This window comes from Pseudomonas fluorescens group sp., from assembly GCF_020093335.1.
Lineage (GTDB): Bacteria > Pseudomonadota > Gammaproteobacteria > Pseudomonadales > Pseudomonadaceae > Aquipseudomonas > Aquipseudomonas petroselini.
Genome location: NZ_JAIOKW010000038.1, coordinates 32,195 through 55,795 on the forward strand (window position 1 = coordinate 32,195; position 23,601 = coordinate 55,795).

The window sequence follows — 23,601 nt, forward strand, 5'->3', positions numbered from 1 at the left end:
GTTCATGTTCTTACAGCGAATGCATTCTCTCTAAATAATCTGTCATAAAAATGGCGCCACGCCGTTCGTCGGATAAGATTGAGCGAAAAGCATCAAAATACTGACACCATCATTGTGATATCACAGAATGAGCCCGACACCACATAACTAAAAAAATACAAGGTCAGCCTATTGCTGACCTTTTTATCGCCTTTAAAGCGCAAACCAGGTGGGGAGGGGCAGTGAGTGAGTCGAGCAGATGACATTTCAAAACTATTCAACAAGCTGGGTGCCAACCCGAGTGGCTACCGCGAGATCGACTTCGTCCACGAGTTCATCGAGGACGATGTAGAGGTCCTGGAAACCCCGGCGGTCGTTCGAGCCCTGCCTGTGATTGAAGCGCCGTCAGCGCCTTTGCTGCGTCTGTTGGAAGAGCTGAGCCAAGGCGAAGCCGACCACCTGCAGCCGCCCGAAGTGGTGGAAGGGCGGGACGGTGAGGTGTACTCGGAGCATTCCAGCCCCAACGTCGTGGTGGTTGTCTCGGTAAAAGGCGGCGTTGGCCGCAGCACCCTGACTGCCGCGATTGCCAGTGGTTTGCAGCGTCAGGGGCGCCCGGCACTGGCCCTGGACCTGGACCCGCAAAACGCCCTGCGCCACCACTTGTGCCTCGGTCTCGACATGCCCGGCGTGGGCGCGACCAGCTTGCTCAATGAAAGCTGGGAAGCGCTGCCCGAGCGCGGTTTTGCCGGGTGCCGCCTGGTGGCATTCGGTGCTACCGACCACGAGCAGCAACAGAGCCTGAATCGCTGGCTGGGCCAGGATGACGAATGGCTGAGCAAACGCTTGGCCGGCCTCAAATTGAACGGCCAGGACACCGTGATCATCGACGTCCCGGCCGGCAATACCGTGTACTTCAGCCAAGCCATGTCGGTCGCCGACGCAGTGCTGGTAGTGGTGCAGCCGGACGTGGCGTCCTTCAGCACGCTCGATCAGATGGACAGCGTGCTCAAGCCCTCTCTCAATCGCAAAAAAACGCCACGACGCTTCTATGTGATCAACCAACTGGACGGTGCCCACCGCTTCAGCCTGGACATGGCCGAGGTGTTCAAGACCCGCCTGGGTGCTGCCCTGTTGGGGACGGTCCACCGCGACCCCGCGTTCAGCGAAGCCCAGGCCTACGGGCGTGATCCCCTTGACCCCACCGTCAACAGTATCGGCAGCCAGGACATCCATGCCCTGTGCCGCGCATTGCTCGAACGAATCGACTCGGACCTCCCATGACCGACACTACGTCCTCCACGCCCTTCGTCGAAGGGCGCGCTGAACAGCGCCTAAATGGCGCCATCGCGCGCTTCAATCGGTGGCCTTCGGCGCCGCGTACGGTACTGGTTGTTGCCAGTTGCGTGCTCGGCGCCATGCTGCTGCTGGGCATTATCAGCGCGCCGCTCGACCTCTACAGCCAATGCCTGTTTGCCGCCGTGTGCTTCCTGGCGGTGCTGGTACTGCGCAAGATCCCGGGGCGCCTGGCGATCCTCGCCTTGGTGGTGTTGTCGCTGGTGGCGTCGTTGCGCTACATGTTCTGGCGCCTCACCTCCACCCTCGGCTTTGAAACCTGGGTCGACATGTTCTTCGGCTACGGCCTGGTCGCGGCCGAGTTCTACGCCCTGATCGTGCTGATCTTCGGCTACGTGCAAACCGCCTGGCCGCTGCGCCGCACGCCGGTGTGGCTCAAGACTGAGCCGGAAGAGTGGCCGACGGTCGACGTGTTCATCCCGACGTATAACGAGGCGCTGAGCATCGTAAAGCTGACCATTTTCGCCGCCCAGGCGATGGACTGGCCCAAGGACAAGCTGCGCGTCCACGTGCTCGACGACGGTCGCCGCGACGACTTCCGCGAATTCTGCCGCAAGGTCGGCGTGAACTACATCCGGCGCGACAATAACTTCCACGCCAAGGCCGGTAACCTCAACGAAGCGTTGAAGGTCACCGACGGCGAATACATCGCCCTGTTCGACGCCGACCACGTGCCGACGCGTTCCTTCCTGCAAGTGAGCCTGGGCTGGTTCCTGAAAGATCCGAAGCTGGCGATGCTGCAAACGCCGCACTTCTTCTTCTCGCCGGACCCGTTTGAAAAGAACCTCGACACGTTCCGCGCCGTGCCCAACGAAGGTGAGCTGTTCTACGGCCTGGTGCAGGACGGCAACGACCTGTGGAACGCCACCTTCTTCTGTGGCTCCTGTGCCGTGATTCGCCGTGAGCCGCTGCTGGAAATCGGCGGCGTAGCCGTTGAGACCGTGACCGAAGACGCCCACACCGCGCTCAAGCTCAACCGCCTGGGCTACAACACCGCTTACCTGGCCATCCCACAAGCCGCGGGCCTGGCCACTGAAAGCCTGTCGCGCCACATCAACCAGCGCATTCGCTGGGCACGGGGCATGGCGCAGATTTTCCGCACCGACAACCCGCTGCTGGGCAAAGGCCTGAAGTGGGGCCAGCGCATCTGTTATGCCAACGCCATGCTGCACTTCTTCTATGGTTTGCCGCGCCTGGTGTTTTTGACCGCGCCGTTGGCCTACCTGATTTTCGGCGCCGAAATCTTCCACGCATCGGCGCTGATGATCGTCGCCTATGTGTTGCCGCACTTGGTGCACTCCAGCCTGACCAACTCGCGGATCCAGGGGCGCTTCCGTCACTCGTTCTGGAACGAGGTGTACGAGACCGTACTGGCCTGGTACATCCTGCCGCCGGTGCTGGTCGCGCTGGTCAATCCCAAGGCGGGTGGCTTCAACGTCACCGACAAGGGCGGCATCATCGACAAGCAGTTCTTCGACTGGAAACTCGCCCGGCCCTACCTGGTGTTGTTGGCGGTCAACCTGATCGGCCTCGGCTTCGGTATCCACCAGTTGATCTGGGGCGATGCGTCCACTGCCGTGACGGTGGCGATCAACCTGACCTGGACCCTCTATAACCTGATCATCACCAGTGCCGCCGTGGCCGTGGCCTCGGAAGCACGCCAAGTGCGTTCCGAGCCGCGTGTCAGCGCCAAGCTGCCAGTGAGCATCATTTGCGCCGACGGCCGCGTGCTTGATGGCACCACCCAGGACTTCTCGCAAAACGGCTTCGGCTTGATGCTTTCCGATGGTCACTCGATCACCCAGGGTGAACGCGTGCAATTGGTACTGTCGCGCAACGGCCAGGACAGCCTGTTTGACGCCCGCGTGGTGTTCAGCAAGGGCGCGCAGATCGGCGCCCAATTCGAAGCCCTCAGCCTGCGCCAGCAAAGCGAACTGGTTCGCCTGACTTTCTCCCGCGCCGATACCTGGGCCGCGAGTTGGGGCGCCGGTCAGCCGGATACGCCGCTGGCGGCCCTGCGCGAAGTCGGCTCCATCGGCATCGGCGGCTTGTTCACCCTCGGCCGCGCCACCCTACACGAACTGCGTCTGGCCTTGAGCCGCACCCCCACAAAACCGCTAGATACGCTGATGGACAAGCCATGACCTCGAACATATTCGCTCGCCCTCATCCGCGCCGTGCACTGGCGCTGATGATCGCCTCGCTGATGGGCTTCAACACCCTCGCGCAAGCTGCCGAGCAAGCGGTTGCCACCGTGCCGGTACAAAGTACCGACACCGGCTACAGCCTGACCCTCAAGCAATTGGGGCGTCGCGACACCATGAACCTGCAAGGTGTGGAGTCGTCCGACAGCGTCAACTTTGATATCCGTGCCGATGAAGTGGTGAAGGGCGCGCAACTGTTGCTCAAGTACAGCTACTCGCCGGCGCTGCTGGCCGATCTGTCGCAGATCAACGTGCTGGTCAACGGCGAAGTCGCCGCCAGCCTGCCGCTGCCTAAAGAAGGCGCGGGCACGCCGCAAGAGCAGTTGGTGCAGATCCCAGCGCACTTGATCACCGAGTTCAACCGCCTGAGCCTGCAGTTCATCGGCCACTACACCATGTCTTGCGAAGACCCACTGCACAGCAGCCTGTGGGCCAAGATCAGCAACAGCAGTGAGCTGAAAGTGCAGGTCGAGCCGATCGTGCTCAAAGACGACTTGGCCGTGCTGCCGCTGCCGTTCTTCGACAAGCGTGACGCACGCCAGGTGAGCCTGCCGTTCGTGTTCGCCACCGCTCCCGACAGCGCCGCGCTGGAAGCCGCCGGCGCTCTGTCGTCGTGGATCGGCGGCCTCGCCAGCTACCGCGGCGCGACGTTCCCGACCACCCTCGGTGAGTTGCCGGCCAAAGGCAACGCCATCGTGCTGGTGCAAACTGCCGACGCGATGGACATACACGGTGTTGCCGTTGCCAAGCCGGCCGGCCCGACCCTCACCCTCATCGCCAACCCGAACGACGCCAACGGCAAGCTGCTGATCGTCACCGGCCGTGACGGTGCAGAGCTCAAGCGCGCCGCCAACGCGGTGGTGCTGGGCAACCCGGTATTGGCCGGTAACAGCGTGGTGATCACCAAGCTGGATACCCTCGCACCGCGTCGTCCATACGATGCCCCGAACTGGCTGCCAAGCAACCGCCCGGTCCGCCTGGGCGAGTTGATCGAACAGCAAAAACTCAGCGTGTCGGGCTACAACCCAGGCGCGATCAGCGTCGATATGCGCCTGCCGCCAGACCTGTTCAACTGGCGTGAAGAGGGTGTGCCGCTCAAGCTCAAATACCGCTACACGCCGCAGCAGGTGTCGACCAACTCGTCGCTGCTGATCGGCCTGAATGATCAGTTCATGAAGTCCGTGGCATTGCCGTCGGTGAGCAACCTGGGCGGCGGCCAAACCCTGCTCGACCAGTTGAAGAAAGACGAAAGCCTGCCGCGTGAAGTGACGACCCTGTTGCCGATCAGCTCAGCATCGCCCAAGTCCAAGCTGCAAGTGCGCTTCATGTACGACTACATCAAAGAAGGCGAATGCCGCGACATCATCGTCGACAACATGCGCGGTTCGGTCGACCCGGACTCGACCCTCGACGTCACGGGCTACCAGCACTACATCGCCATGCCGAACCTGGGCGTGTTCAACGACTCGGGTTTCCCGTTCACCCGTTTGGCTGACCTGTCGGAGTCGGCCGTGGTCATGCCCGACAATTACGGTACCGACGAGCTGACCGCCTACCTGACGGTGCTTGGCCGTTTTGGCGAAGCCACCGGCTACCCGGCCACTGCGGTAAAAGTAGTGCAGGCCAAAGACGTGCAAAGCGTTGCCGACAAAGACCTGTTGGTGCTCGCTACCGCTGCCAACCAACCGCTGCTCAAGCAGTGGCAGCAATACCTGCCGGCGACCAGCGATGGCGAGCAACACCAGTTCCTGCTGTCTGACCTGCCACGTTATGTGCGCAGCTGGATCAGCCCGGACCCGGCGGCCAACCAACACCCGGCCAACACCGGCATTACCTTCAAGGGCCTGAGCAACAGCACGTGGCTGGCGGGTTTCCAATCGCCGCTCAAGAGCGGTCGCAGCGTGGTGCTGATCGCCAGCAACCAGCCTCAGGGCCTGCTGGAAGCGACCAACGCGCTGATCGGCGGTGACGACTATAAAGACTCGATCCAAGGCAGCCTGGCGGTGGTGCAAGGCACGCAAATCAGCTCGCTGGTAGGCGATGAGCAGTACTACGTCGGCAAGCTCAACTACTTCAAATTCATGCAGTGGCAACTGTCGCAGAACCTGGGTTGGATGCTGTTGATCACCTTCCTCGGCCTGGCCGTGGTCACCAGCCTGATCTACTTGTCGCTGCGTGCCCGTGCAAAACGGCGGTTGGCATGAGCCCGCTTAAGTGCATGGCCCTGGCGGCGCTGGGCGCTGTGATGTTCGTCGGTAGCGCGCAAGCGCAAACCTGCGACTGGCCGTTGTGGCAGAACTACGCCAAGCGCTTCGTGCAGGATGATGGGCGCGTGCTGAACTCGTCCATGAAACCCACCGAGAGCAGCTCGGAAGGCCAATCCTATGCGATGTTCTTTGCCCTGGTCGGCAACGACCGTGCTAGCTTCGACAAGCTGTGGACCTGGACCAAGGCCAACATGTCGGGCGCCGACATCGGCCAGAACCTGCCCGGCTGGTTGTGGGGCAAAAAAGCCGATAACACGTGGGGTGTGATCGACCCGAACTCCGCCAGCGACGCCGACTTGTGGATGGCCTACGCCTTGCTCGAAGCGGCACGCGTGTGGAATGCACCGCAGTACCGTGCCGACGCGCAATTGTTGCTGGCAAACGTTGAACGCAACCTGATCGTGCGTGTGCCTGGCCTCGGCAAGATGCTGTTGCCAGGCCCGGTGGGCTACGTGCACGCCGGTGGCCTGTGGCGCTTCAACCCGAGCTATCAGGTGCTGGCGCAACTGCGTCGCTTCCACAAAGAACGCCCGAATGCCGGCTGGAATGAGGTGGCCGACAGCAACGCCAAGATGCTTGCCGATACGGCCAGCAACCCTCACGGCCTCGCGGCCAACTGGGTCGGTTACCGCGCCACCAGCGCCAACACCGGGCTGTTCGTGGTCGACCCGTTTTCCGATGACTTGGGCAGCTATGACGCGATCCGCACTTACATGTGGGCCGGCATGACCGCCAAGGGCGATCCGCTGGCGGCGCCCATGTTGAAATCCCTGGGCGGCATGACGCGGGCCACCGCAGCATCGGCCACCGGCTACCCACCGGAAAAAATCCATGTACTGACCGGCGAAGTCGAGAAAAACAACGGCTATACGCCGATGGGCTTCTCGGCCTCCACCGTTGCCTTCTTCCAGGCTCGCGGCGAAACCGCACTGGCGCAGTTGCAGAAGGCCAAGGTCGACGACGCGCTCGCCAAAGCCCTGGCCCCTTCGGCGCCGGACACCGCGCAGCCGATCTACTACGACTACATGCTCAGCCTGTTCAGCCAGGGCTTTGCCGATCAGAAGTACCGTTTTGAACAAGACGGTACGGTCAAACTTTCCTGGGAGGCCGCATGCGCCGTCACACGCTAGCCATTGCGATTCTCGCCGCCCTGGCCTCCACCGCCAGCGTCGCTGAAACCAGCGACCCGCAGTCCCTGCTGATTGAGCAGGGCTACTACTGGCAGTCGAAAAAGAACCCCGAACGCGCTCTGGAAACCTGGCAGAAATTGCTGCGCCTGAGCCCGGACCAACCGGATGCGCTGTACGGGATCGGCCTGATCCAGGTGCAACAGAACCACCCGGCCGAAGCGCAAAAGTACCTGGCCCGTTTGCAAGCGTTGAGCCCGGTGCCGCGCCAGGCCTTGCAACTGGAACAGGACATCACCGTTGCGGTTCCGGACAACGCCAAGTTGCTGGAACAGGCGCGTGAACTGGGCGAGCCGGAGGCCGAGCGTGAACAGGCTGTGGCGTTGTATCGCCAGATTTTCCAGGGCCGTCAGCCTCAAGGCCTGATCGCCCGCGAGTACTACAACACCCTGGGCTTTACCGCCAAAGGCAGCAGCGAGGCCATCGCCGGCCTGCAGCGCCTGACCCGTGAACGCCCGAACGACCCGATCGTTGCGCTGTTCCTGGCCAAGCACCTGGCGCGTAACCCGGCCACCCGGCCTGACGGTATACGGGCCCTGGCTAAACTGGCATCGAACAACGACGTGGGCGGCAACGCTGACGAAACCTGGCGCTTCGCGCTGGTCTGGCTCGGCCCGCCGAAACCGGACCAGGTTTCGCTGTTCCAGCAGTTCCTCACCGTGCACCCGGATGACAGCGAGATCCGCGCGCTGATGAACAAAGGCATCGCCCAAGGTAAAGGCGGTGGCACCTGGCAGCGTGATCCGCAGATGACCAAGGCTTTCAAGGCGTTGGATGACGGCGACCTGAAAACCGCCGAGCCTCTGCTGGCGGCGCGCCTTGCGCAAAAGTCCAATGACGTTGATGCCCTCGGCGGCATGGGCGTGTTGCGTCAACAGCAAGAGCGCTACAGCGAGGCGGAAAACTACCTGGTCCAAGCCACGCGCTTGCCGGGTGGCGCTGCTTGGCAGTCGGCCTTGAATGATGTGCGCTACTGGAATCTGATCAGCCAAAGTCGTGACGCCCAGCGTGCCGGTCGTAGCGCCCAGGCCCGCGACCTGGTGGCCCAGGCCGAACGCCTGAACCCTGGCCAGCCTGGCGCGGCTATTGCGCTGGCGGGCTTCCAGGCCCAGGACAACCAGTTCGACGACGCCGAAGCGGGCTACCGCAAAGTGCTGGCTCGCCACCCTGGCGACCCGGATGCCTTGAGCGGCTTGATCAACGTGCTGTCCCAGTCGGGCCAGCCGGATGAAGCCTTGAAGCTGATCGACTCGGTATCGCCGGCCCAGCGCGCCAAGTTCGCACCGAGTGTGAAAATCAACGCGTTGCGCGCGACCCAGGTGGGCAAGCTGGCCGAGCAGCGGGGGGATCTGAAGGCCGCGCAAGCCGCCTATCGCCAGGCCCTCGATGCCGACCCGGAAAACCCCTGGACCCGCTTCGCCTTGGCGCGCATGTACCTGCGCGACGGGCAGATCCGCAACGCGCGAGCCTTGATCGACGGCTTGCTCAAGTCCCAGCCCAACCAACCCGATGCGCTGTACACCAGCACCTTGTTGTCGGCGCAATTGAGCGAGTGGAAGCAAGCCGAGGCCACCTTGGGGCGTATCCCCACGGCACAGCGCACGGCGGACATGAACGAACTGGCAACTGACATCGCGCTGCACCAACAGACCGACATCGCTATCGAAACCGCTCGCCGTGGCCAGCGCCCGGAAGCCTTGGCGTTGCTCGGGCGTTCCGAACCGCTGACCCGCAATAAACCTGAGCGTGTGGCCGTGTTGGCCGCCGCCTATGTGGAAGTGGGGGCTGCGCAGTACGGTCTGGACATGATGCAGAAGGTGGTGGAGAACAACCCCAACCCGACGGTCGACCAGAAGCTGCTGTACGCCAACGTGCTGCTCAAGGCCAACAAATACAGTGAGGCGGGCGAGATCCTGCGCGAAGTGCAAGGCCAGCCTTTGACCGAGACCGGCCGCCAGCGCTACGACGATTTGATCTACCTGTACCGGGTCAAGCAGGCCGACGCCCTGCGTGAGAAGAACGACCTGGTGGCGGCTTACGACATGCTGTCCCCGGCCCTGGCCCAGCGCCCGAACGACGCGTTGGGCGTCGGCGCCCTGGCGCGGATGTACGCCGCCAGCGGTAATGGCAAGAAGGCCATGGAGCTGTACGCGCCGTTGATCCAGCAGAACCCCAATAATGCGCGACTGCAACTGGGCCTTGCGGACATCGCCCTGAAAGGTAATGACCGTGGCTTGGCGCAAAGCGCCAGTGACAAGGCGTTGGCCCTGGAGCCGGGTAACCCGGAGATCCTCACCTCGGCCGCGCGCATCTATCAGGGCCTGGGCAAGAACAGCGAAGCCGCGGAACTGCTGCGCAAGGCCCTGGCGATTGAAAACGCCATGAAGGCCAAGACCCAGGTAGCCCAGGCCAGCGCTCCAGGTACGTCGTATAACCCGTTCGTGGGCTTGCCGGGCCAGCGTCGCCAGGTCACCGACCTGACCGTTGCCGGCGCGGTACCGCCACCGATCGATGCACCGACCAAGTCCGTGACGTCCAACGCGTTTGCGAGTGCCACGTCCAACGACTTGAGCGACCCGTTTGTGCCGCCATCGAGCATTGCGTCGATCGACAGCCCCGAGCTGAGCCCGGCGCGTCGTGCGCTGGACACTATCCTGCGTGACCGTACCGGTTATGTGGTGCAGGGCTTGAGCGTACGCAGCAACAACGGTGAGAAAGGCTTGAGCAAAATCACCGATGTGGAAGCGCCGTTTGAAGCGCGGATGCCGGTGGGGGATAACACTGTGGCGCTGCGGGTGACGCCGGTGCATTTGAGTGCTGGTAGCGTCAAGGCTGAGTCGTTGTCGCGCTTTGGTAAAGGCGGCACAGAGCCGGCGGGCTCTCAGAGCGATAGCGGTGTCGGTTTGGCCGTGGCGTTTGAAAACCCGGATCAAGGCCTCAAGGCTGACGTCGGCGTGAGCCCTCTGGGCTTCCTCTACAACACCCTCGTGGGCGGCGTGAGCGTGTCGCGTCCGTTCGAGGCCAATTCGAACTTCCGCTACGGCGCCAACATCTCGCGGCGCCCGGTCACCGACAGCGTCACTTCCTTTGCCGGCTCCGAAGACGGCGCGGGCAACAAGTGGGGGGGCGTCACCGCCAACGGCGGCCGTGGCGAGCTGAGCTATGACAACCAGAAACTGGGCGTCTACGGCTACGCGTCGTTGCATGAGTTGCTGGGCAACAATGTTGAAGACAACACCCGCCTGGAGTTGGGCAGCGGTATCTACTGGTACCTGCGTAACAACCCGCGCGACACGTTGACGCTGGGTATCAGTGGTTCGGCGATGACCTTCAAGGAAAACCAGGACTTCTACACCTACGGCAACGGCGGTTACTTCAGCCCGCAGCGCTTTTTCTCCCTCGGCGTACCGATTCGTTGGGCGCAAAGCTTTGATCGCTTCAGTTACCAGGTAAAAAGTTCGGTGGGCCTGCAGCATATCGCGCAAGATGGCGCGGATTATTTCCCTGGCGACAGCACGCTTCAAGCCACCAAAAATAATCCAAAGTACGACAGCACCAGCAAGACTGGCGTCGGCTACAGCTTCAACGCCGCCGCCGAATACCGCTTGAGCTCGCGCTTCTACCTGGGCGGCGAAATCGGTCTCGACAACGCCCAGGACTACCGCCAGTACGCCGGTAATGCTTATCTGCGCTACTTGTTCGAAGACCTGAGCGGGCCTATGCCCTTGCCGGTCAGTCCGTACCGTTCCCCTTATTCCAACTGATTAATCGGAGTCATTCATGCCTGTTTCTGCGATTGCCGGCCTAACCATGCTGGTATTGGGCGAAAGTCATATGAGCTTTCCCGATTCGTTGCTCAACCCGCTGCAAGACAACCTCACCAAGCAAGGCGCGGTGGTTCACTCCATCGGTGCGTGCGGTGCCGGTGCGGCGGATTGGGTTGTGCCGAAAAAAGTCGAATGCGGCGGCGAACGCACGCCCACCGGCAAGGCCGTGATCTATGGCAAAAACGCCATGAGCACCACGCCGATCCAGGAGCTGATCGCCAAAGACAAACCCGACGTGGTCGTGTTGATCATCGGCGACACCATGGGCTCCTACACCAACCCGGTGTTCCCTAAAGCCTGGGCCTGGAAAAGCGTGACCTCGCTGACCAAAGCCATCACCGACACCGGCACCAAGTGCGTGTGGGTCGGCCCGCCATGGGGCAAGGTCGGTTCGCAGTACAAGAAAGACGACACCCGCACCAAGCTGATGTCGTCGTTCCTCGCCAGTAACGTGGCGCCGTGCACCTACATCGACTCGCTGACGTTCTCGAAGCCAGGCGAGTGGATCACCACCGACGGCCAGCACTTCACCATCGACGGCTACCAGAAGTGGGCCAAGGCCATCGGTACAGCCTTGGGTGACCTGCCGCCATCGGCCTACGGTAAAGGAAACAAATAATGAAACGGATGACCCTGGGCCTGGCGACCTTGCTCGCCAGTGTCAGCGCCTACTGTGCCGACATCCCGCTGTACCCGACCGGCCCGGAGCAAGACGCAGCATTCCTGCGTTTTGCCAACGGCACCCCTGGCGAATTGAAGCTGGTGGCGGACGGTTCCAAGGCCAGCCTGGTGTTGAGCGGCGACAAAGCCGTGTCGGCGTTCCTGCCGGTTGTCGGCGGCGACAAACCGATCAAAGGCGTATTGAGCAGCGGCGGCAAAAACGCTGATTTCTCGGTGAAAGTGGCGCCGGGCGAATTCGCCACGGTGGTTGCACTGGTCGACGCCAAGGGCGCCACGCGCCAATTGGTGGTGCGTGAAGTGCCGGACGACTTCAATGCGCTCAAAGCCTCACTGGCGTTCATCAACGCCGACGCCACCTGCGCCGACGCCAGCCTGGAAGCCGTGGCGCAAAAGGCCGAGCTGTTCAAGCAGGTCGCTGAAGGTGCCGTGCAGCGGCGCATGATCAACCCGGTGGAATTGTCGGTGCAGCTCAAATGCGCCGGCTCGCCGGTGGGCCAGCCGTTGACGTTCACTCTCAAGGCGGGCGAGCGCTACAGCGTATTGGCCGTTCCTTCAGACACAGGCTCGAAGTTGCTGTTCGCCTCTGACGCACTCGCTAACTGATCGGGCCCGACACCACCATGGTCTTTGCCTCACTCGAATTCCTCACGCTGTTCCTGCCGGCCTTCCTGTTGATCTATGCCCTGGCTCGTCCGAGCTGGCGCAACGTGATCCTGTTGATCGGCAGCTGGTTGTTCTACGGCTGGTTGAGCCCGTTGTTCCTGTTCCTGCACATGGTGTTGACCGTGGTGGCATGGGTCGGCGGCTTGCTGGTGGACCGCTCCCGTGAGGACGGCAAAGGCCGGGTGCGCCTGTTGATCGCGTTGATCGTGTTCAACACGGCCGTGCTGTGTTGGTACAAGTACGCCAACATCGTCGCCGGCACTGTGAGCGAGGTGATCACCTGGTACGGTGCGATGCCGCTGGACTGGCAGCGCGTGGCCTTGCCGGCGGGCTTGTCGTTCATCGTCTTGCAGGCGATTTCCTACCTGGTGGATGTGCACCGTCATACGGTGCCGGTGGAGCGCAGCTTCATTAACTACGCCACCTATATCTCGATGTTCGGGCACTCGATTGCGGGCCCGATCATCCGTTACGACTGGGTCCGCCGTGAGCTGAACCAGCGGTATTTCAACTGGGCGAATTTCTCCCTGGGCGCACGGCGCTTCATGATCGGCATGGGCATGAAAGTGCTGGTGGCCGACACCTTGTCGCCGCTGGTGGACATTGCCTTCCACCTGGAAAACCCCAGCCTGGTGGACGCCTGGATCGGTTGCTTGGCGTATTCGCTGCAACTGTTTTTCGACTTCGCCGGCTACAGCGCCATGGCCATCGGCTTGGGCTTGATGCTGGGCTTCCACTTCCCGGAAAACTTCAACCGGCCGTACCTGGCCAGCAGCATCCAGGACTTCTGGCGGCGTTGGCACTTGTCGTTGTCCAGCTGGCTGCGCGACTACCTGTACATCGCGCTGGGCGGTAACCGTGACGGTGCCTGGCGCACCTACCGCAACCTGTTCCTGACCATGGCGATTGCCGGGTTGTGGCACGGCGGCGACAGCTGGAACTACCTGTTGTGGGGTTCGGCCCACGGCGTGGCGCTGTGTGTTGACCGTGCATGGTCGCGGTCGAGCTTGCCGAGCATTCCGCCGGTGCTGTCGCACGTTCTCACGCTGCTGTTTGTGTGCCTGGCCTGGACGTTGTTCCGCGCGCCGGACTTCCATTCGGCACTGACCATGTACGCCGGCCAGTTCGGTCTGCACGGCATGGCCTTGGGTGACGCGATGGCCGTGGCCATGCGCCCGGCCCATGGCATGGCGGCGTTGCTGGGGCTGGTGTGCATCATCGCGCCGATCTGGCAGGTGCGTTGCGAACAGCGCTTCGGCACCCAGCCGTGGTTTGTGGTGGCGGCCTCGCTGTGGCCGGTGGCCGGGTTTGTGTTGTCGTTCGCGCTGATTGCCAGCCGCGACGCCGTACCGTTTCTGTACTTTCAGTTCTAAGGACGCCCGACCATGCCTGCTCCTACCGCGCCGACTCCACCGAGCGACTTGGCCGTTCGCACCAGCCCCTTGGCGGCCTGGGTGCTGGTGCCCTTTTTGGCGGCGGGGCTGCTGTCCTGCGTTTGGCTGATGGTGAAGGGGCCGATCAGTTATGTGCCGGCCAAGGTCGACAGCGACATGTTGCTGCACGGTGACCTGACCCACCGGTTTGCCAAGGAATTGGCCAAGGCGCCGATGGCGATCCAGGCCGCCAACCTGGAGCGCGGCGGCAGCTGGCTGGCGTTTGGCGACACCGGGCCGCGCGTACGTCCGGGTTGCCCCGGCTGGCTGTTTATCAGCGATGAGCTGCGCATCAACCGGCATGCCGAGGCCAATGCCCAGACCAAGGCCCAGGCGGTGATCGACCTGCAAAAACAACTGGGTCAAAAAGGTATCGACCTGCAAGTGGTGGTGGTGCCGGACAAGAGCCGCATCGCCGCCGCCCAACGCTGTGGCCTGTACCGCCCGGCGGTGCTCGATAACCGGGTGCGGGATTGGACCGCCATGTTGCAGGCCGCCGGCGTTTCCGCGTTGGACCTCACCGAAACATTGAAACCGCTGGGCGCCGAAGCCTACCTGCGCACCGACACCCACTGGAGCGAAATCGGCTCCAACGCGGGGGCCAAGGCCGTGGCGCAGCGTACCCAGCAGCGCGGCATCAAGGCCACGCCGGAGCAAACCTTCGACATCACCCAGGCGCCGCTCGCCGTGCGTCCGGGCGACTTGGTGCGCCTGGCCGGTCTCGACTGGTTGCCGCCCACGTTGCAGCCGCCAGGGGAATCGGTCGCGGCCAGCACGACCCATGAAACCGGTGGTGCGACCAGTAATGCCGACGATCTGTTTGGCGATGCCGGCCTGCCCAATGTGGCGCTGATCGGCACGTCGTTCTCGCGTAACTCCAACTTTGTCGGCTTCCTGCAAAAGGCCCTGAATGCGCCTGTGGGCAATTTCAGCAAGGACGGCGGCGAATTCTCCGGTGCGGCCAAGGCGTACTTCGACAGCCCGGCGTTCAAGCAAACCCCGCCTAAGTTGTTGATTTGGGAGATTCCAGAGCGCGATTTGCAAACGCCATACGATGTCATCACGATTGGCCAGTAATTTGACGATTGTCCGTTTGTCTAAAAAATAAACAGCGCAAGCATCAAAATAATGACACTCTTGTGAGCTTGAAGCAGACTGCCTGCACAAGGGCGACGACAAAAAGACCTGCGGTAAGCAGCCGGGTGAGCTGGCCTTTTCACGTCGTTAAGCTTCGCCGTGATGAGGAATCCGCTATGAGCTTTACAGATGGTCTTCTCGTTCTGCTGGGGAAAGACGTCAGCCGTGACGCCCAAGGGCTGGATGCGCGGCTGCATTTTTTTGGCAGCATTCCCGTGGATGACGGCACCCCGTTTCCCCCTCAAGCCCCCAGTGCGCAGGCGCAATCCCAGTCCGTGGATAAGGGGGTACGACGTCCGTGCGTGGTGGCGTTGGTGTCGGTCAATGGCGGCGTGGGGCGCAGTACCTTGGCGACGGCCTTGAGCAGCGGTTTGCAGCGCCTGGGTGAGTCGGTGGTCGCCGTGGACCTGGACCCACAGAACGCCCTGCGGATGCACTTCGGTGTCAGCCCCGCCTCGCCGGGTATCGGCCCGACAAGCCTGCGCAATGCGCAGTGGGACAATATCCAGCAGCCAGGCTTTGTCGGCAGTCGTGTGATCACCTTTGGCGACACCGATATGCGCCAGCAGGACGACCTGCAACGTTGGCTCAAACATGAACCGGACTGGTTGGCGCAGCGCCTGTCTGCATTGGGCCTGAGCGCCCGTCATACCGTGATCATCGATACCCCCGCCGGCAATAACGTCTACTTCCATCAAGCCTTGAGCGTGGCCGACGTGGTGCTGGTGATTGCCCAAGCCGACGCCGCCTCCCTGGGTACGCTGGACCAACTCGACGGGCTGTTGGCACCGCACCTTCAGCGCGAACGCCCACCGCATGTGCACTTTGTGATCAACCAACTGGATGAGGACAATGCCTTCAGCCTGGATATGGTGGAGGCGTTCAAGCAGCGGCTCGGCACCAGAGAGCCTCTAGAGGTGCACCGCGATATGGCGATCAGCGAGGCGCTGGCGTTTGGTATCGACCCATTGGATAGCCAGGCATTGAGCTTGGCGGGGGACGATATCACCGAGCTTTGCCGGCTGCTGATTGCACGTAAAAAACGGCTTTAAATTGCGCTTTATTCGCTTAACGCCAGATGCTTATGCACAATCGGTTGGAGGGCAATGTCCCGAAACAGCCGTTGTGTGGAGGCATTCTCATCACGCCGCAACTGCCTGTTTTGAGTGCGTTTTATTTTGTGAACAAAAAATGACCAGCCTGGCTTTTGGCCTGTAACGTAGATGGCTACGGGCTCTGTAAAGAATTCATCAACAGAGTTATCCACAGGATGTGCCGCGACAATTTCGCCCTTTAATCGCGCTCGGCAAGCACCATCAAGTTGCGCGGCGTCAAGGCCGGTTCGCAGAAGGTGCCGACTTCCACCCTGTAGCCGTTTTCGCCGAGAAACAGTGCACGATCCAGCACCAGCCATAACTCCAGCGGCCGCCGAAACAGACCACGCACCAATTCCAGGTTTCTGACCTCTGCCAGGCGTCGCCAGCCATACGCCTCTAAACCGGCCCAATCCTGTTCGTCTGTGGATAACCCTTTGAGCTTTGCCAGCGCGTGGCAGTAGTCCGCGAAGGGCCTGTCCAGCCAGCTCGCGGGCAGCGACGGCGTGGACAGGTACTCGTCACAGCCACGCAACTGGCGTTGCAGTTGATCGAAACCCAGGCGTCGCGCCATGGACGTGTCCCGCTGCAAACGCACCCGTTTGCCCGCGGTGACGGTTTCGCTCAGCGGCAGGCCGAGGTCATCGATCGACAGTTGCAGGGGTGAAGCACGACCGGCGCTGGACAGTGGCTGGTAGGCCTGGGCGTTTATGCGGTTGTAGCAGCAGGGCGCCAGCGCCAACTGTTTGCAGCCGGCGGCGCTGGCCAGGTGCAGCAGGCGTACATGCAGGTCGCCACAGGCATGCAGGGCGACGGGCGTGTGTTCGGGGCCGATAGCCACAGCGGCCATCACGTCTTGCAGGCAATGCGTGACGGGCAGGCCGTGATGCTCGCTCAAGGCCTGGCCTGCGGCGATCAGCGCCGGGTCGTATTCCAGGCAGGTCAATGCTTGATCTGCCTGCAACAGGCGACGACCCAGATGGCCTTTTCCCGCACACCAGTCCAGCCAGTGCCTGGGCTTTTGCGCAAACTGCAGCGCGGCGCCGAACGCTTCGATTTGTGCCCATTTACGGCCAGGTACATCGACGCTAAGGCGATGGCGAGCGGGCGCCAAGGGCTGCATCGGTAACTTATCCACAGCACTGAGCTGCCGGGCTTGCGCGGCAAGCTGCGGAAACGGCGCGGGTGCCGCCAGGTCGTGGGGCTGATTGTGGCTGGCTTCGGCAGCGGCTAACGAACGTCGGCGTAGCCACTGGGCGAGTTCGGGGTGCTGGGTTTCCCAAGGTAAATACAGGTGCGTAAAGGGCCGTGGTTTCCACAGCCCTTGGTGGTCGGTCAGGAATGCATCCAGCGCCTGGAAGCGTGCCTCAACGTCCTTGACAGGCATCAACGCGCAGCCAGCGTTCCAGCAGTTTGAAGCCGCGTACCAGCAGGTACGACATCAGCAGGTAGAACACACCAGCGGTGAAGAACATATCCACTGTCAGGTAGTTGCGCGCAATGATCGTCCTGGCCATGCCGGTCAGCTCAAGCAGCGTTACCGTACTCGCCAGCGAGCTGGCCTTGAGCATCAGGATCACTTCGTTGCTGTAGGCCGGCAAGCCGATACGCGCGGCGCGCGGCAGGATGATGTAGAACAACGTCTTGGGCTTGGACATGCCCAGGGCGCGAGCGGCTTCGATCTCGCCCGGGGGAATAGCCTGGATCGCACCGCGCAGGATCTCAGCGATGTACGCGGCGGTGTGGAGGGTCATGGTGGCCGTGGCACACCAGAACGGATCACGCAGGTACGGCCACATGGCGCTGGTGCGCACGGCATCGAACTGGGCCAGGCCGTAGTAGACCAGGAACAGTTGCACCAGCAGCGGTGTGCCACGGAAGAAAAAGATGTAGGCGTAGGGCAGCGAACGCACATACCAACGCTTGGACGCACGAGCGACGCCCAGCGGAATCGCGAGTATCAGGCCAAGAATGACAGCGATGCCCACCAGTTCCAGGGTCAGGATGGCGCCTTGGATAAACTTTGGCAGCCACTTGATGATGACTTCCCATTCCATTACGTCGTCCTCACGAAGCCGCGGGCGGCGCGTTGTTCCAAGAAGTGCATGCCGACCATCGACAGCGAGGTCAGGCCCAGGTAGATGAAGGCCGCGACCAGATAGAAGGTGAAGGGTTGCCGGGTAACGGTGACCGCGATCTGCGCGTGACGCATGATTTCTTCCAGGCCGATGACCGTGACCAGCGCAGTGTCCTTCATCAGGATCATGAACAGGTTACCCAGGCCTGGCAGCGCGATGCGCCACATCTGCGGCATGATCAGGCGGGTGAAAATCCGGGTTTTCGACAGCCCCAGCGCCAAACCGGCTTCGCGATGGCCCTTGGGGATGGCGATGATCGCGCCACGCAGAACCTCGGTGGCATAGGCGCCGTAGCACAACCCTAAGGCGATGACCCCGGCGGCGAAGGCGCTGAGCGAAAGGTCGGGGATGCCGAAAACTTCACCCAGTTCGCGCACCACATTGATCGTGCCGAAATAAATGAGCAGCACCCACAACAGTTCCGGCACGCCACGCACGATGGTCGAATAGGCTCCGCCCACCCATTGCAGCGATTTGTGCGCAGAAGTCTTGGCCAAGGCACCGGCCAGGCCGAGCACCAGCCCCAGGCACAGGGCCGTGAGCGCCAGTTTGACGGTCATCAGCGCGCCAGCGGCAAGCGCCGGGCCGAATCCGTAGAGATCGAAATTCATGGTGTTTTCATATCGCGGCAGGTAGTGCAAAAAGCCGACGCGCTCAACTGAGCGCGTCGGGCATACCGTTCAGATCATTCGATGCTGAAAGGGAAGTACTTGTCGTTGATCTTCTTGTAGGTGCCGTCCGCCTTGATCTCTGCCAGGGCTTTGTTCAGGCGCTCGCGCAGTGGGTCGCCCTTGCGTACAGCGATACCGATCTTGTCGCTTTCGACCACCGGATCACCTTTGAACTCGTAGGCGGAACCGTCTTTGCTCTTGAGCCATTCGTACTGCACGTACTTGTCGGCGAGGATGCCGTCGAGGCGACCGGAGGTCAGGTCGAGGTAGGCGTTTTCCTGGGTGTCATAAAGCTTGGCTTCGGTGTCAGGCAGCTTGTCTTCCAGGTAGGTGCCGGCCAAGGTCGCACGCTGTGCACCGATGACCTTGCCTTTCAAGTAAGCCGCGTCAGTCTTGAAATCGGCGGTGGCTTTCGGCGCGATGAACTGCAGCTTGTTGGAGTAGTACGGGTCGGTGAAGTCGACGGCTTGCTTGCGCTCATCGGTGATCGACAGCGAGGACACCAGGAAGTCGAATTTCTTGGCGTTCAGGGCCGGGATGATGCCGTCCCAGTCGGACACATACACTTCGCACTTTTCGACTTTCATCTTGGCGCACAGGGCGTCGCCGATGTCTTTGTCGAAGCCCACGACGTTGCCGCTGGCGTCTTTGTTGTTGAACGGCGGGTAGGCCGCTTCGATCCCCATTTTCAAGGTTTCTGCCATGGCCGTGGCGCTGAACGCCATCGAGACGGCCGCGGCCAGAAGGAATTTTTTATAGTTCTGCATGCATGTTGCTCCGTTAGCGGTTGCTGGACATGAATTGTTTGCAGCGCGCCGAAAGCGGGTTTTCAAACACCTGCTGTGGCGATCCTTGCTCTTCGACCAGGCCTTGGTGCAGGAACACCACTTCACTGGACACCTGGCGGGCGAAGCCCATTTCATGGGTGACCAGCAGCATGGTGCGGCCTTCTTCGGCCAGCGCGCGGATCACATTAAGTACTTCCTGAACCATTTCCGGGTCAAGGGCCGAAGTGGGCTCGTCAAACAGGATGACTTTAGGCTGCATCGCCAGGGTGCGTGCGATGGCCGCCCGTTGTTGCTGGCCGCCGGACAATTGCGCCGGGTAAGCATGGCGCTTGTCGGCGATGCCGACCTTATCCAGCAGGGCTTCGGCCACTTCGATGGCCTCGGCCTTGCTTTGGCCGAGCACGCGGCGAGGGGCCTCGATGATGTTGTCGAGGATGCTCATGTGCGGCCACAGGTTAAAGTTTTGAAACACAAAACCGATTTCGCTGCGCAGGCGGTTGATCTGCTTGCCGTCGGCGGCCATCAACTCGCCGTTTTTCGCGGCCTTGAGCTTGAGTTCTTCGCCGGCCACCAGGATCTGGCCCTGGTGCGGGTTTTCCAGCAGGTTGATGCAGCGCAGGAAGGTGGACTTGCCGGAACCGGAGGAACCCAGGATCGAGATCACATCGCCGTCGCGAGCGGTGAGCGAGATACCTTTGAGTACCTCCAGCTCACCATAGCGTTTATGCAAGTTGCGGATTTCAAGCGCGGGCGTGGCCTCGGCCATGTGGGGTCCTCATTGTGTTCATTGCGATCTTCGCTGTTGGGCCGCCTTCCTGGCGAGGCGCCAAGCTAGCATAGCGTCTTGATAGCAGCCAACAGCGTGGCTTGGGGTAAACAGGTGGTGTGCGGCAGGGTGTCGCATCGGCACAGCAGCGTGTCGCGCCATCAACAACCGAACAACCGTTTGAACCCGAAAAACCGCGGGCTTCGCTTAAAAAGGGCGCGATGGTGCCAGCTTTGGCCGGGTGTTGGAAGGGTTAACCGGGCAAACGGTGCGTATCAGCCCTTTTGTGGGGCGTCACGTACTTTTTGTGTGTGTTTATGGTGCGTTTATTCGTCTTGAATGTGAGTCGCACGGTAACGCTATAGCGGAATGCCATTGTTCTCAATGACTTGCGATGGTTGTTGAATCGTCCTGCAGCCCGCGTCAATCGTGGCCCTGTAACATTTTGGCGCAAATATTGCGTAAAAAATAAAGAACGCCCCGTTGGTTTCTTTTCACGAGAAAGATCCCGGGCCGGGCCGACCGTTTTCGCAATTCCTCGTAAAGGTGTGTCAATGAGTAGTACGCAAAGCTCCAATGACCTCGAACAGGGGCTCAAACCGCGTCACGTCACCATGCTCTCGATTGCCGGCGTCATCGGTGCCGGTCTGTTTGTCGGCTCCGGCCACGCGATTGCCGCCGCCGGCCCGGCGGTACTGCTGGCGTATGCCGCTGCGGGCACACTGGTGGTATTGGTGATGCGCATGCTGGCAGAAATGGCCGTCGCGTCGCCTGACACCGGTTCGTTCTCCACTTACGCCGACCGCGCAATCGGTCATTGGGCCGGGTTTACGATCGGTTGGTTGTACTGGTGGTTCTGGGTGCTGGTGATTCCGTTGGAAGCCAACGCTGCCGCGACCATCCTGCACGCCTGGTTCCCGGATGTGGCCATTTGGGCCTTTACCCTGATCATCACCTTACTGCTGACGGCCACCAATCTATTCAGCGTGAAGAACTACGGCGAGTTCGAGTTCTGGTTTGCGTTGATCAAGGTCGTGGCGATCGTGGGCTTTGTGATCCTTGGCCTGGCCGCGATTTTCGGCTTCCTGCCGACCAGCCAGGTCAGCGGTGTTTCGCACCTGTTCGACACCCAAGGCTTTATGCCAAATGGCATGGGCGCCGTACTGGCCGCGATCCTCACCACCATGTTCTCGTTCATGGGCACCGAGATCGTCACCATCGCCGCCGCTGAATCGAAGAACCCAGGCCAGCAGATCACCAAGGCCACCAACTCGGTGATCTGGCGGATTGGTTTGTTCTACCTGCTGTCGATCTTCATCGTGGTGTCCCTGGTCCCTTGGAACGATCCGACCTTGGCGGCCGTAGGTTCCTACCAGACCGTGCTGGAACGCATGGGCATTCCGAACGCCAAGCTGATTGTCGACCTGGTGGTGCTGGTTGCCGTAACCAGCTGCTTGAACTCGGCGCTGTACACCGCTTCGCGCATGCTGTTCTCCCTGGGCCGTCGCGGTGATGCACCGGCCGTGGCCAAGCGCACCAACAAGAGCGGCACGCCTTATTGGGCAGTGTTGTTGTCCACCGGCGCCGCGTTCCTGGCGGTATTCGCCAACTACGTGGCCCCGGCGGCGGTGTTCGAGTTCCTGCTGGCCAGTTCCGGCGCCATCGCGTTGCTGGTGTACTTGGTGATTGCGGTGTCGCAACTGCGCATGCGCCAGAAGCGCACGGCGGCGGGCGAGAAGATCGTCTTCAAGATGTGGCTGTTCCCGGGCCTGACTTACGCGGTGATGGTGTTCATCGTGGGTACGCTGACCATCATGCTGTTCCAGGAAGCGCACCGGGTTGAGATCATCGCGACCGGCGTGCTGAGTTTGCTGGTGGTGGCGGCGGGACTGTTTGTATCAAACCGTCGCAAGGCGCAGAGGGTTGGCGCTGCGGTATTGAACTGACGAAATGCTGTAAAAAATGTGGGAGGGGGCTTGCCCCCGATTGCGGTGTGTCAGCGTCAGATGTGCTGGCTGATCTACCCCAATCGGGGGCAAGCCCCCTCCCACATTTGGTTTTGTATCAGTCCTGGGAGCTGGTCAGCGCCTGTGATGCCGCCACGTAATCTGCCTGGAACTGCGGCGACTCGATCCATGCCAGCGCGGCGGCTTCATCGTCGGTGTCCGTGGCCCACTGCCGATACTCGATCAGTGCCGCAAGAATGAAGTCGGTGGCTTCCTCCTCGCCTTCCTGTTCCAGCACCAGCGCCAGCAACGGATGAGCCAGGAACACGGCACACAATGCCTGCTGGCTGATCTCGCCTGCGGTGCGCATCTCCACGAACAGCTCGGTCAAATCCACTGACTCAAGGTCGATGCGGCTGTCATCGCCGGCAAACGCGTCCGGCTTGGTCGCGACAGCGCGTTGGGTACGGTTTTGCTTGGCCTTGGCCTTTGCCCGGTGGGCGCGTTTTTGCTGCTTGTTCGGCGAGGCCATGGCTCAACGTCCTGGAATGCTGGATCTGGGTGGGGTATTGAAGCGCAGGTTGGCAGAAATCCCAAGGGTATCCGCCGTTAATTGCCCGTTTTGAAGCCATTCCAGTGCAATCGGCCACAACCGATCCTGATACTCGCTGCGAAAAAAAGCGAAATGTCCGACTTCCTTTTCGCCGATGTCTTCAGGGGCGATGCGCAGATGTGTGCGCTCACTGCTGTCGAAGTAACCCAGTAGCCGCTCGATGGCCGCGACTGTCCCGAACGGATCATCGGTCATGCTGATGGCCAGTATCTGCGCGTTTACACGACTGAAAGGCAGCTCACCCAACGCTCGTCCACTGGGGCGCGTTTCATACCTGGGCGTCAGCGTGCTCCAGTCCCGCACCACGCCCGCCGGCGTGTCTTCCAGCCAGCCCAGGCGCTTGCCGGGGAAGTGCCCGCACAGCGCCGTCACCAGCGGCATCACCACATGCCACTTGGCAAACATCCGCCAACGCACGCTCGCCGCATAGTCGCGCCAGTACGCAAACTGCGCACCGACTGTCACCATCCGCCGAATGACCGCGCCCGATGCGCCGAGCCCTGCCGCGCAGCCGCCAAAACTGTGGCCGACGACGTCAATCGGCTGCCCTGGAAACTCCCGCTGCGCTCGCTGCAGCATCGCCTCGAAATCCAGCACGCCCCAATCCGACCACGAGGCGTTGAACCCCCGCAACGACCCGCTGCGAGATTCGCCGATGCCACGGTAGTCGTAGGTGATGACGTCGAAGCCGTTGGCGAACAGGTAGTCGGCGAAGCGGGCGTAGTGGCGGCAGCGCACGGAGGTGGCGGCGTTGATGATGACGACCGGGCGTTCGACGTCGGTGCGCAGGTGGCGCCAGGTGAAGCCGCCCAGGGAGTAGCCGTCGGTGGCGGGTTCGTGGAACGCTAGCGGGG

General features: G+C 61.6%; 18 protein-coding genes. 11 read left to right on the top strand and 7 right to left on the bottom strand.

Annotated elements, in window-relative coordinates:
- Positions 1-225: 225 nt before the first annotated feature.
- The 10 genes from bcsQ (K7431_RS25725) (at position 226) to bcsQ (K7431_RS25770) (ending at position 15,783) form a co-directional block, all read left to right on the top strand.
- Positions 226-1,260 (top strand): cellulose biosynthesis protein BcsQ, encoded by a 1,035-nt coding sequence (gene bcsQ, locus K7431_RS25725; RefSeq protein WP_012721721.1) that lies wholly within the window; start codon positions 226-228, stop codon positions 1,258-1,260.
- Positions 1,257-3,476, top strand: coding sequence for a UDP-forming cellulose synthase catalytic subunit (bcsA, locus tag K7431_RS25730; RefSeq protein WP_012721722.1), 2,220 nt, complete (start codon positions 1,257-1,259; stop codon positions 3,474-3,476). The genes bcsQ (K7431_RS25725) and bcsA overlap by 4 nt, the downstream gene beginning before the upstream one ends.
- Positions 3,473-5,740, top strand: coding sequence for a cellulose biosynthesis cyclic di-GMP-binding regulatory protein BcsB (bcsB, locus tag K7431_RS25735; RefSeq protein ID WP_012721723.1), 2,268 nt, complete (start codon positions 3,473-3,475; stop codon positions 5,738-5,740). Before bcsA ends, bcsB begins: the two co-directional genes overlap by 4 nt.
- Positions 5,737-6,933, top strand: a complete 1,197-nt coding sequence (gene bcsZ, locus K7431_RS25740; RefSeq protein ID WP_012721724.1) for a cellulose synthase complex periplasmic endoglucanase BcsZ — start codon at positions 5,737-5,739, stop codon at positions 6,931-6,933. The genes bcsB and bcsZ overlap by 4 nt, the downstream gene beginning before the upstream one ends.
- Positions 6,915-10,754: a cellulose biosynthesis protein BcsC gene (locus K7431_RS25745; protein WP_012721725.1), complete on the top strand. Its 3,840-nt coding sequence runs from the start codon at positions 6,915-6,917 to the stop codon at positions 10,752-10,754. Before bcsZ ends, K7431_RS25745 begins: the two co-directional genes overlap by 19 nt.
- Positions 10,755-10,770: 16 nt before the next feature.
- Positions 10,771-11,436 carry an SGNH/GDSL hydrolase family protein gene (locus tag K7431_RS25750; protein WP_012721726.1) on the top strand — a complete coding sequence of 222 codons (666 nt, stop codon included), beginning with the start codon at positions 10,771-10,773 and terminating at the stop codon, positions 11,434-11,436.
- On the top strand, positions 11,436-12,101 hold the full coding sequence (locus K7431_RS25755; RefSeq protein WP_012721727.1) for a cell division protein FtsQ: 666 nt from the start codon (positions 11,436-11,438) through the stop codon (positions 12,099-12,101). Before K7431_RS25750 ends, K7431_RS25755 begins: the two co-directional genes overlap by 1 nt.
- A gap of 17 nt (positions 12,102-12,118) precedes the next feature.
- On the top strand, positions 12,119-13,534 hold the full coding sequence (locus K7431_RS25760) for an MBOAT family O-acyltransferase (RefSeq protein ID WP_012721728.1): 1,416 nt from the start codon (positions 12,119-12,121) through the stop codon (positions 13,532-13,534).
- Positions 13,535-13,546: 12 nt separating this feature from the next.
- Positions 13,547-14,671 carry an alginate O-acetyltransferase AlgX-related protein gene (locus tag K7431_RS25765; RefSeq protein WP_012721729.1) on the top strand — a complete coding sequence of 375 codons (1,125 nt, stop codon included), beginning with the start codon at positions 13,547-13,549 and terminating at the stop codon, positions 14,669-14,671.
- Between the two features lie 176 nt (positions 14,672-14,847).
- Positions 14,848-15,783 (top strand): cellulose biosynthesis protein BcsQ, encoded by a 936-nt coding sequence (gene bcsQ, locus K7431_RS25770; protein ID WP_043204645.1) that lies wholly within the window; start codon positions 14,848-14,850, stop codon positions 15,781-15,783.
- Between the two features lie 241 nt (positions 15,784-16,024).
- On the opposite strand, the gene K7431_RS25775 is transcribed toward bcsQ (K7431_RS25770), so the two are convergent.
- From K7431_RS25775 to K7431_RS25795, 5 genes are all read right to left on the bottom strand, one after another.
- Positions 16,025-17,212 carry a methyltransferase gene (locus tag K7431_RS25775; RefSeq protein WP_043204646.1) on the bottom strand — a complete coding sequence of 396 codons (1,188 nt, stop codon included), beginning with the start codon at positions 17,210-17,212 and terminating at the stop codon, positions 16,025-16,027.
- Entirely contained in the window at positions 17,193-17,882 is a 690-nt protein-coding gene (locus K7431_RS25780; RefSeq protein WP_012721732.1) for an ABC transporter permease, read from the bottom strand. Before K7431_RS25780 ends, K7431_RS25775 begins: the two co-directional genes overlap by 20 nt.
- On the bottom strand, positions 17,882-18,574 hold the full coding sequence (locus K7431_RS25785) for an ABC transporter permease (RefSeq protein WP_012721733.1): 693 nt from the start codon (positions 18,572-18,574) through the stop codon (positions 17,882-17,884). Before K7431_RS25785 ends, K7431_RS25780 begins: the two co-directional genes overlap by 1 nt.
- A gap of 74 nt (positions 18,575-18,648) precedes the next feature.
- Positions 18,649-19,401, bottom strand: coding sequence for an ABC transporter substrate-binding protein (locus K7431_RS25790; protein ID WP_003187758.1), 753 nt, complete (start codon positions 19,399-19,401; stop codon positions 18,649-18,651).
- A 13-nt stretch (positions 19,402-19,414) separates the two neighbouring features.
- On the bottom strand, positions 19,415-20,188 hold the full coding sequence (locus K7431_RS25795) for an ABC transporter ATP-binding protein (RefSeq protein WP_012721734.1): 774 nt from the start codon (positions 20,186-20,188) through the stop codon (positions 19,415-19,417).
- A 554-nt stretch (positions 20,189-20,742) separates the two neighbouring features.
- Here K7431_RS25795 and gabP point away from each other — a divergent pair.
- Positions 20,743-22,134, top strand: coding sequence for a GABA permease (gene gabP, locus K7431_RS25800; protein WP_012721735.1), 1,392 nt, complete (start codon positions 20,743-20,745; stop codon positions 22,132-22,134).
- A gap of 118 nt (positions 22,135-22,252) precedes the next feature.
- Here gabP and K7431_RS25805 read toward each other — a convergent pair whose 3' ends face one another.
- Entirely contained in the window at positions 22,253-22,666 is a 414-nt protein-coding gene (locus K7431_RS25805) for a hypothetical protein (RefSeq protein WP_012721736.1), read from the bottom strand.
- A 3-nt stretch (positions 22,667-22,669) separates the two neighbouring features.
- A partial coding sequence (locus K7431_RS25810; protein ID WP_224316752.1) for an alpha/beta hydrolase family protein occupies positions 22,670-23,601 on the bottom strand: 932 nt, incomplete at its 5' end.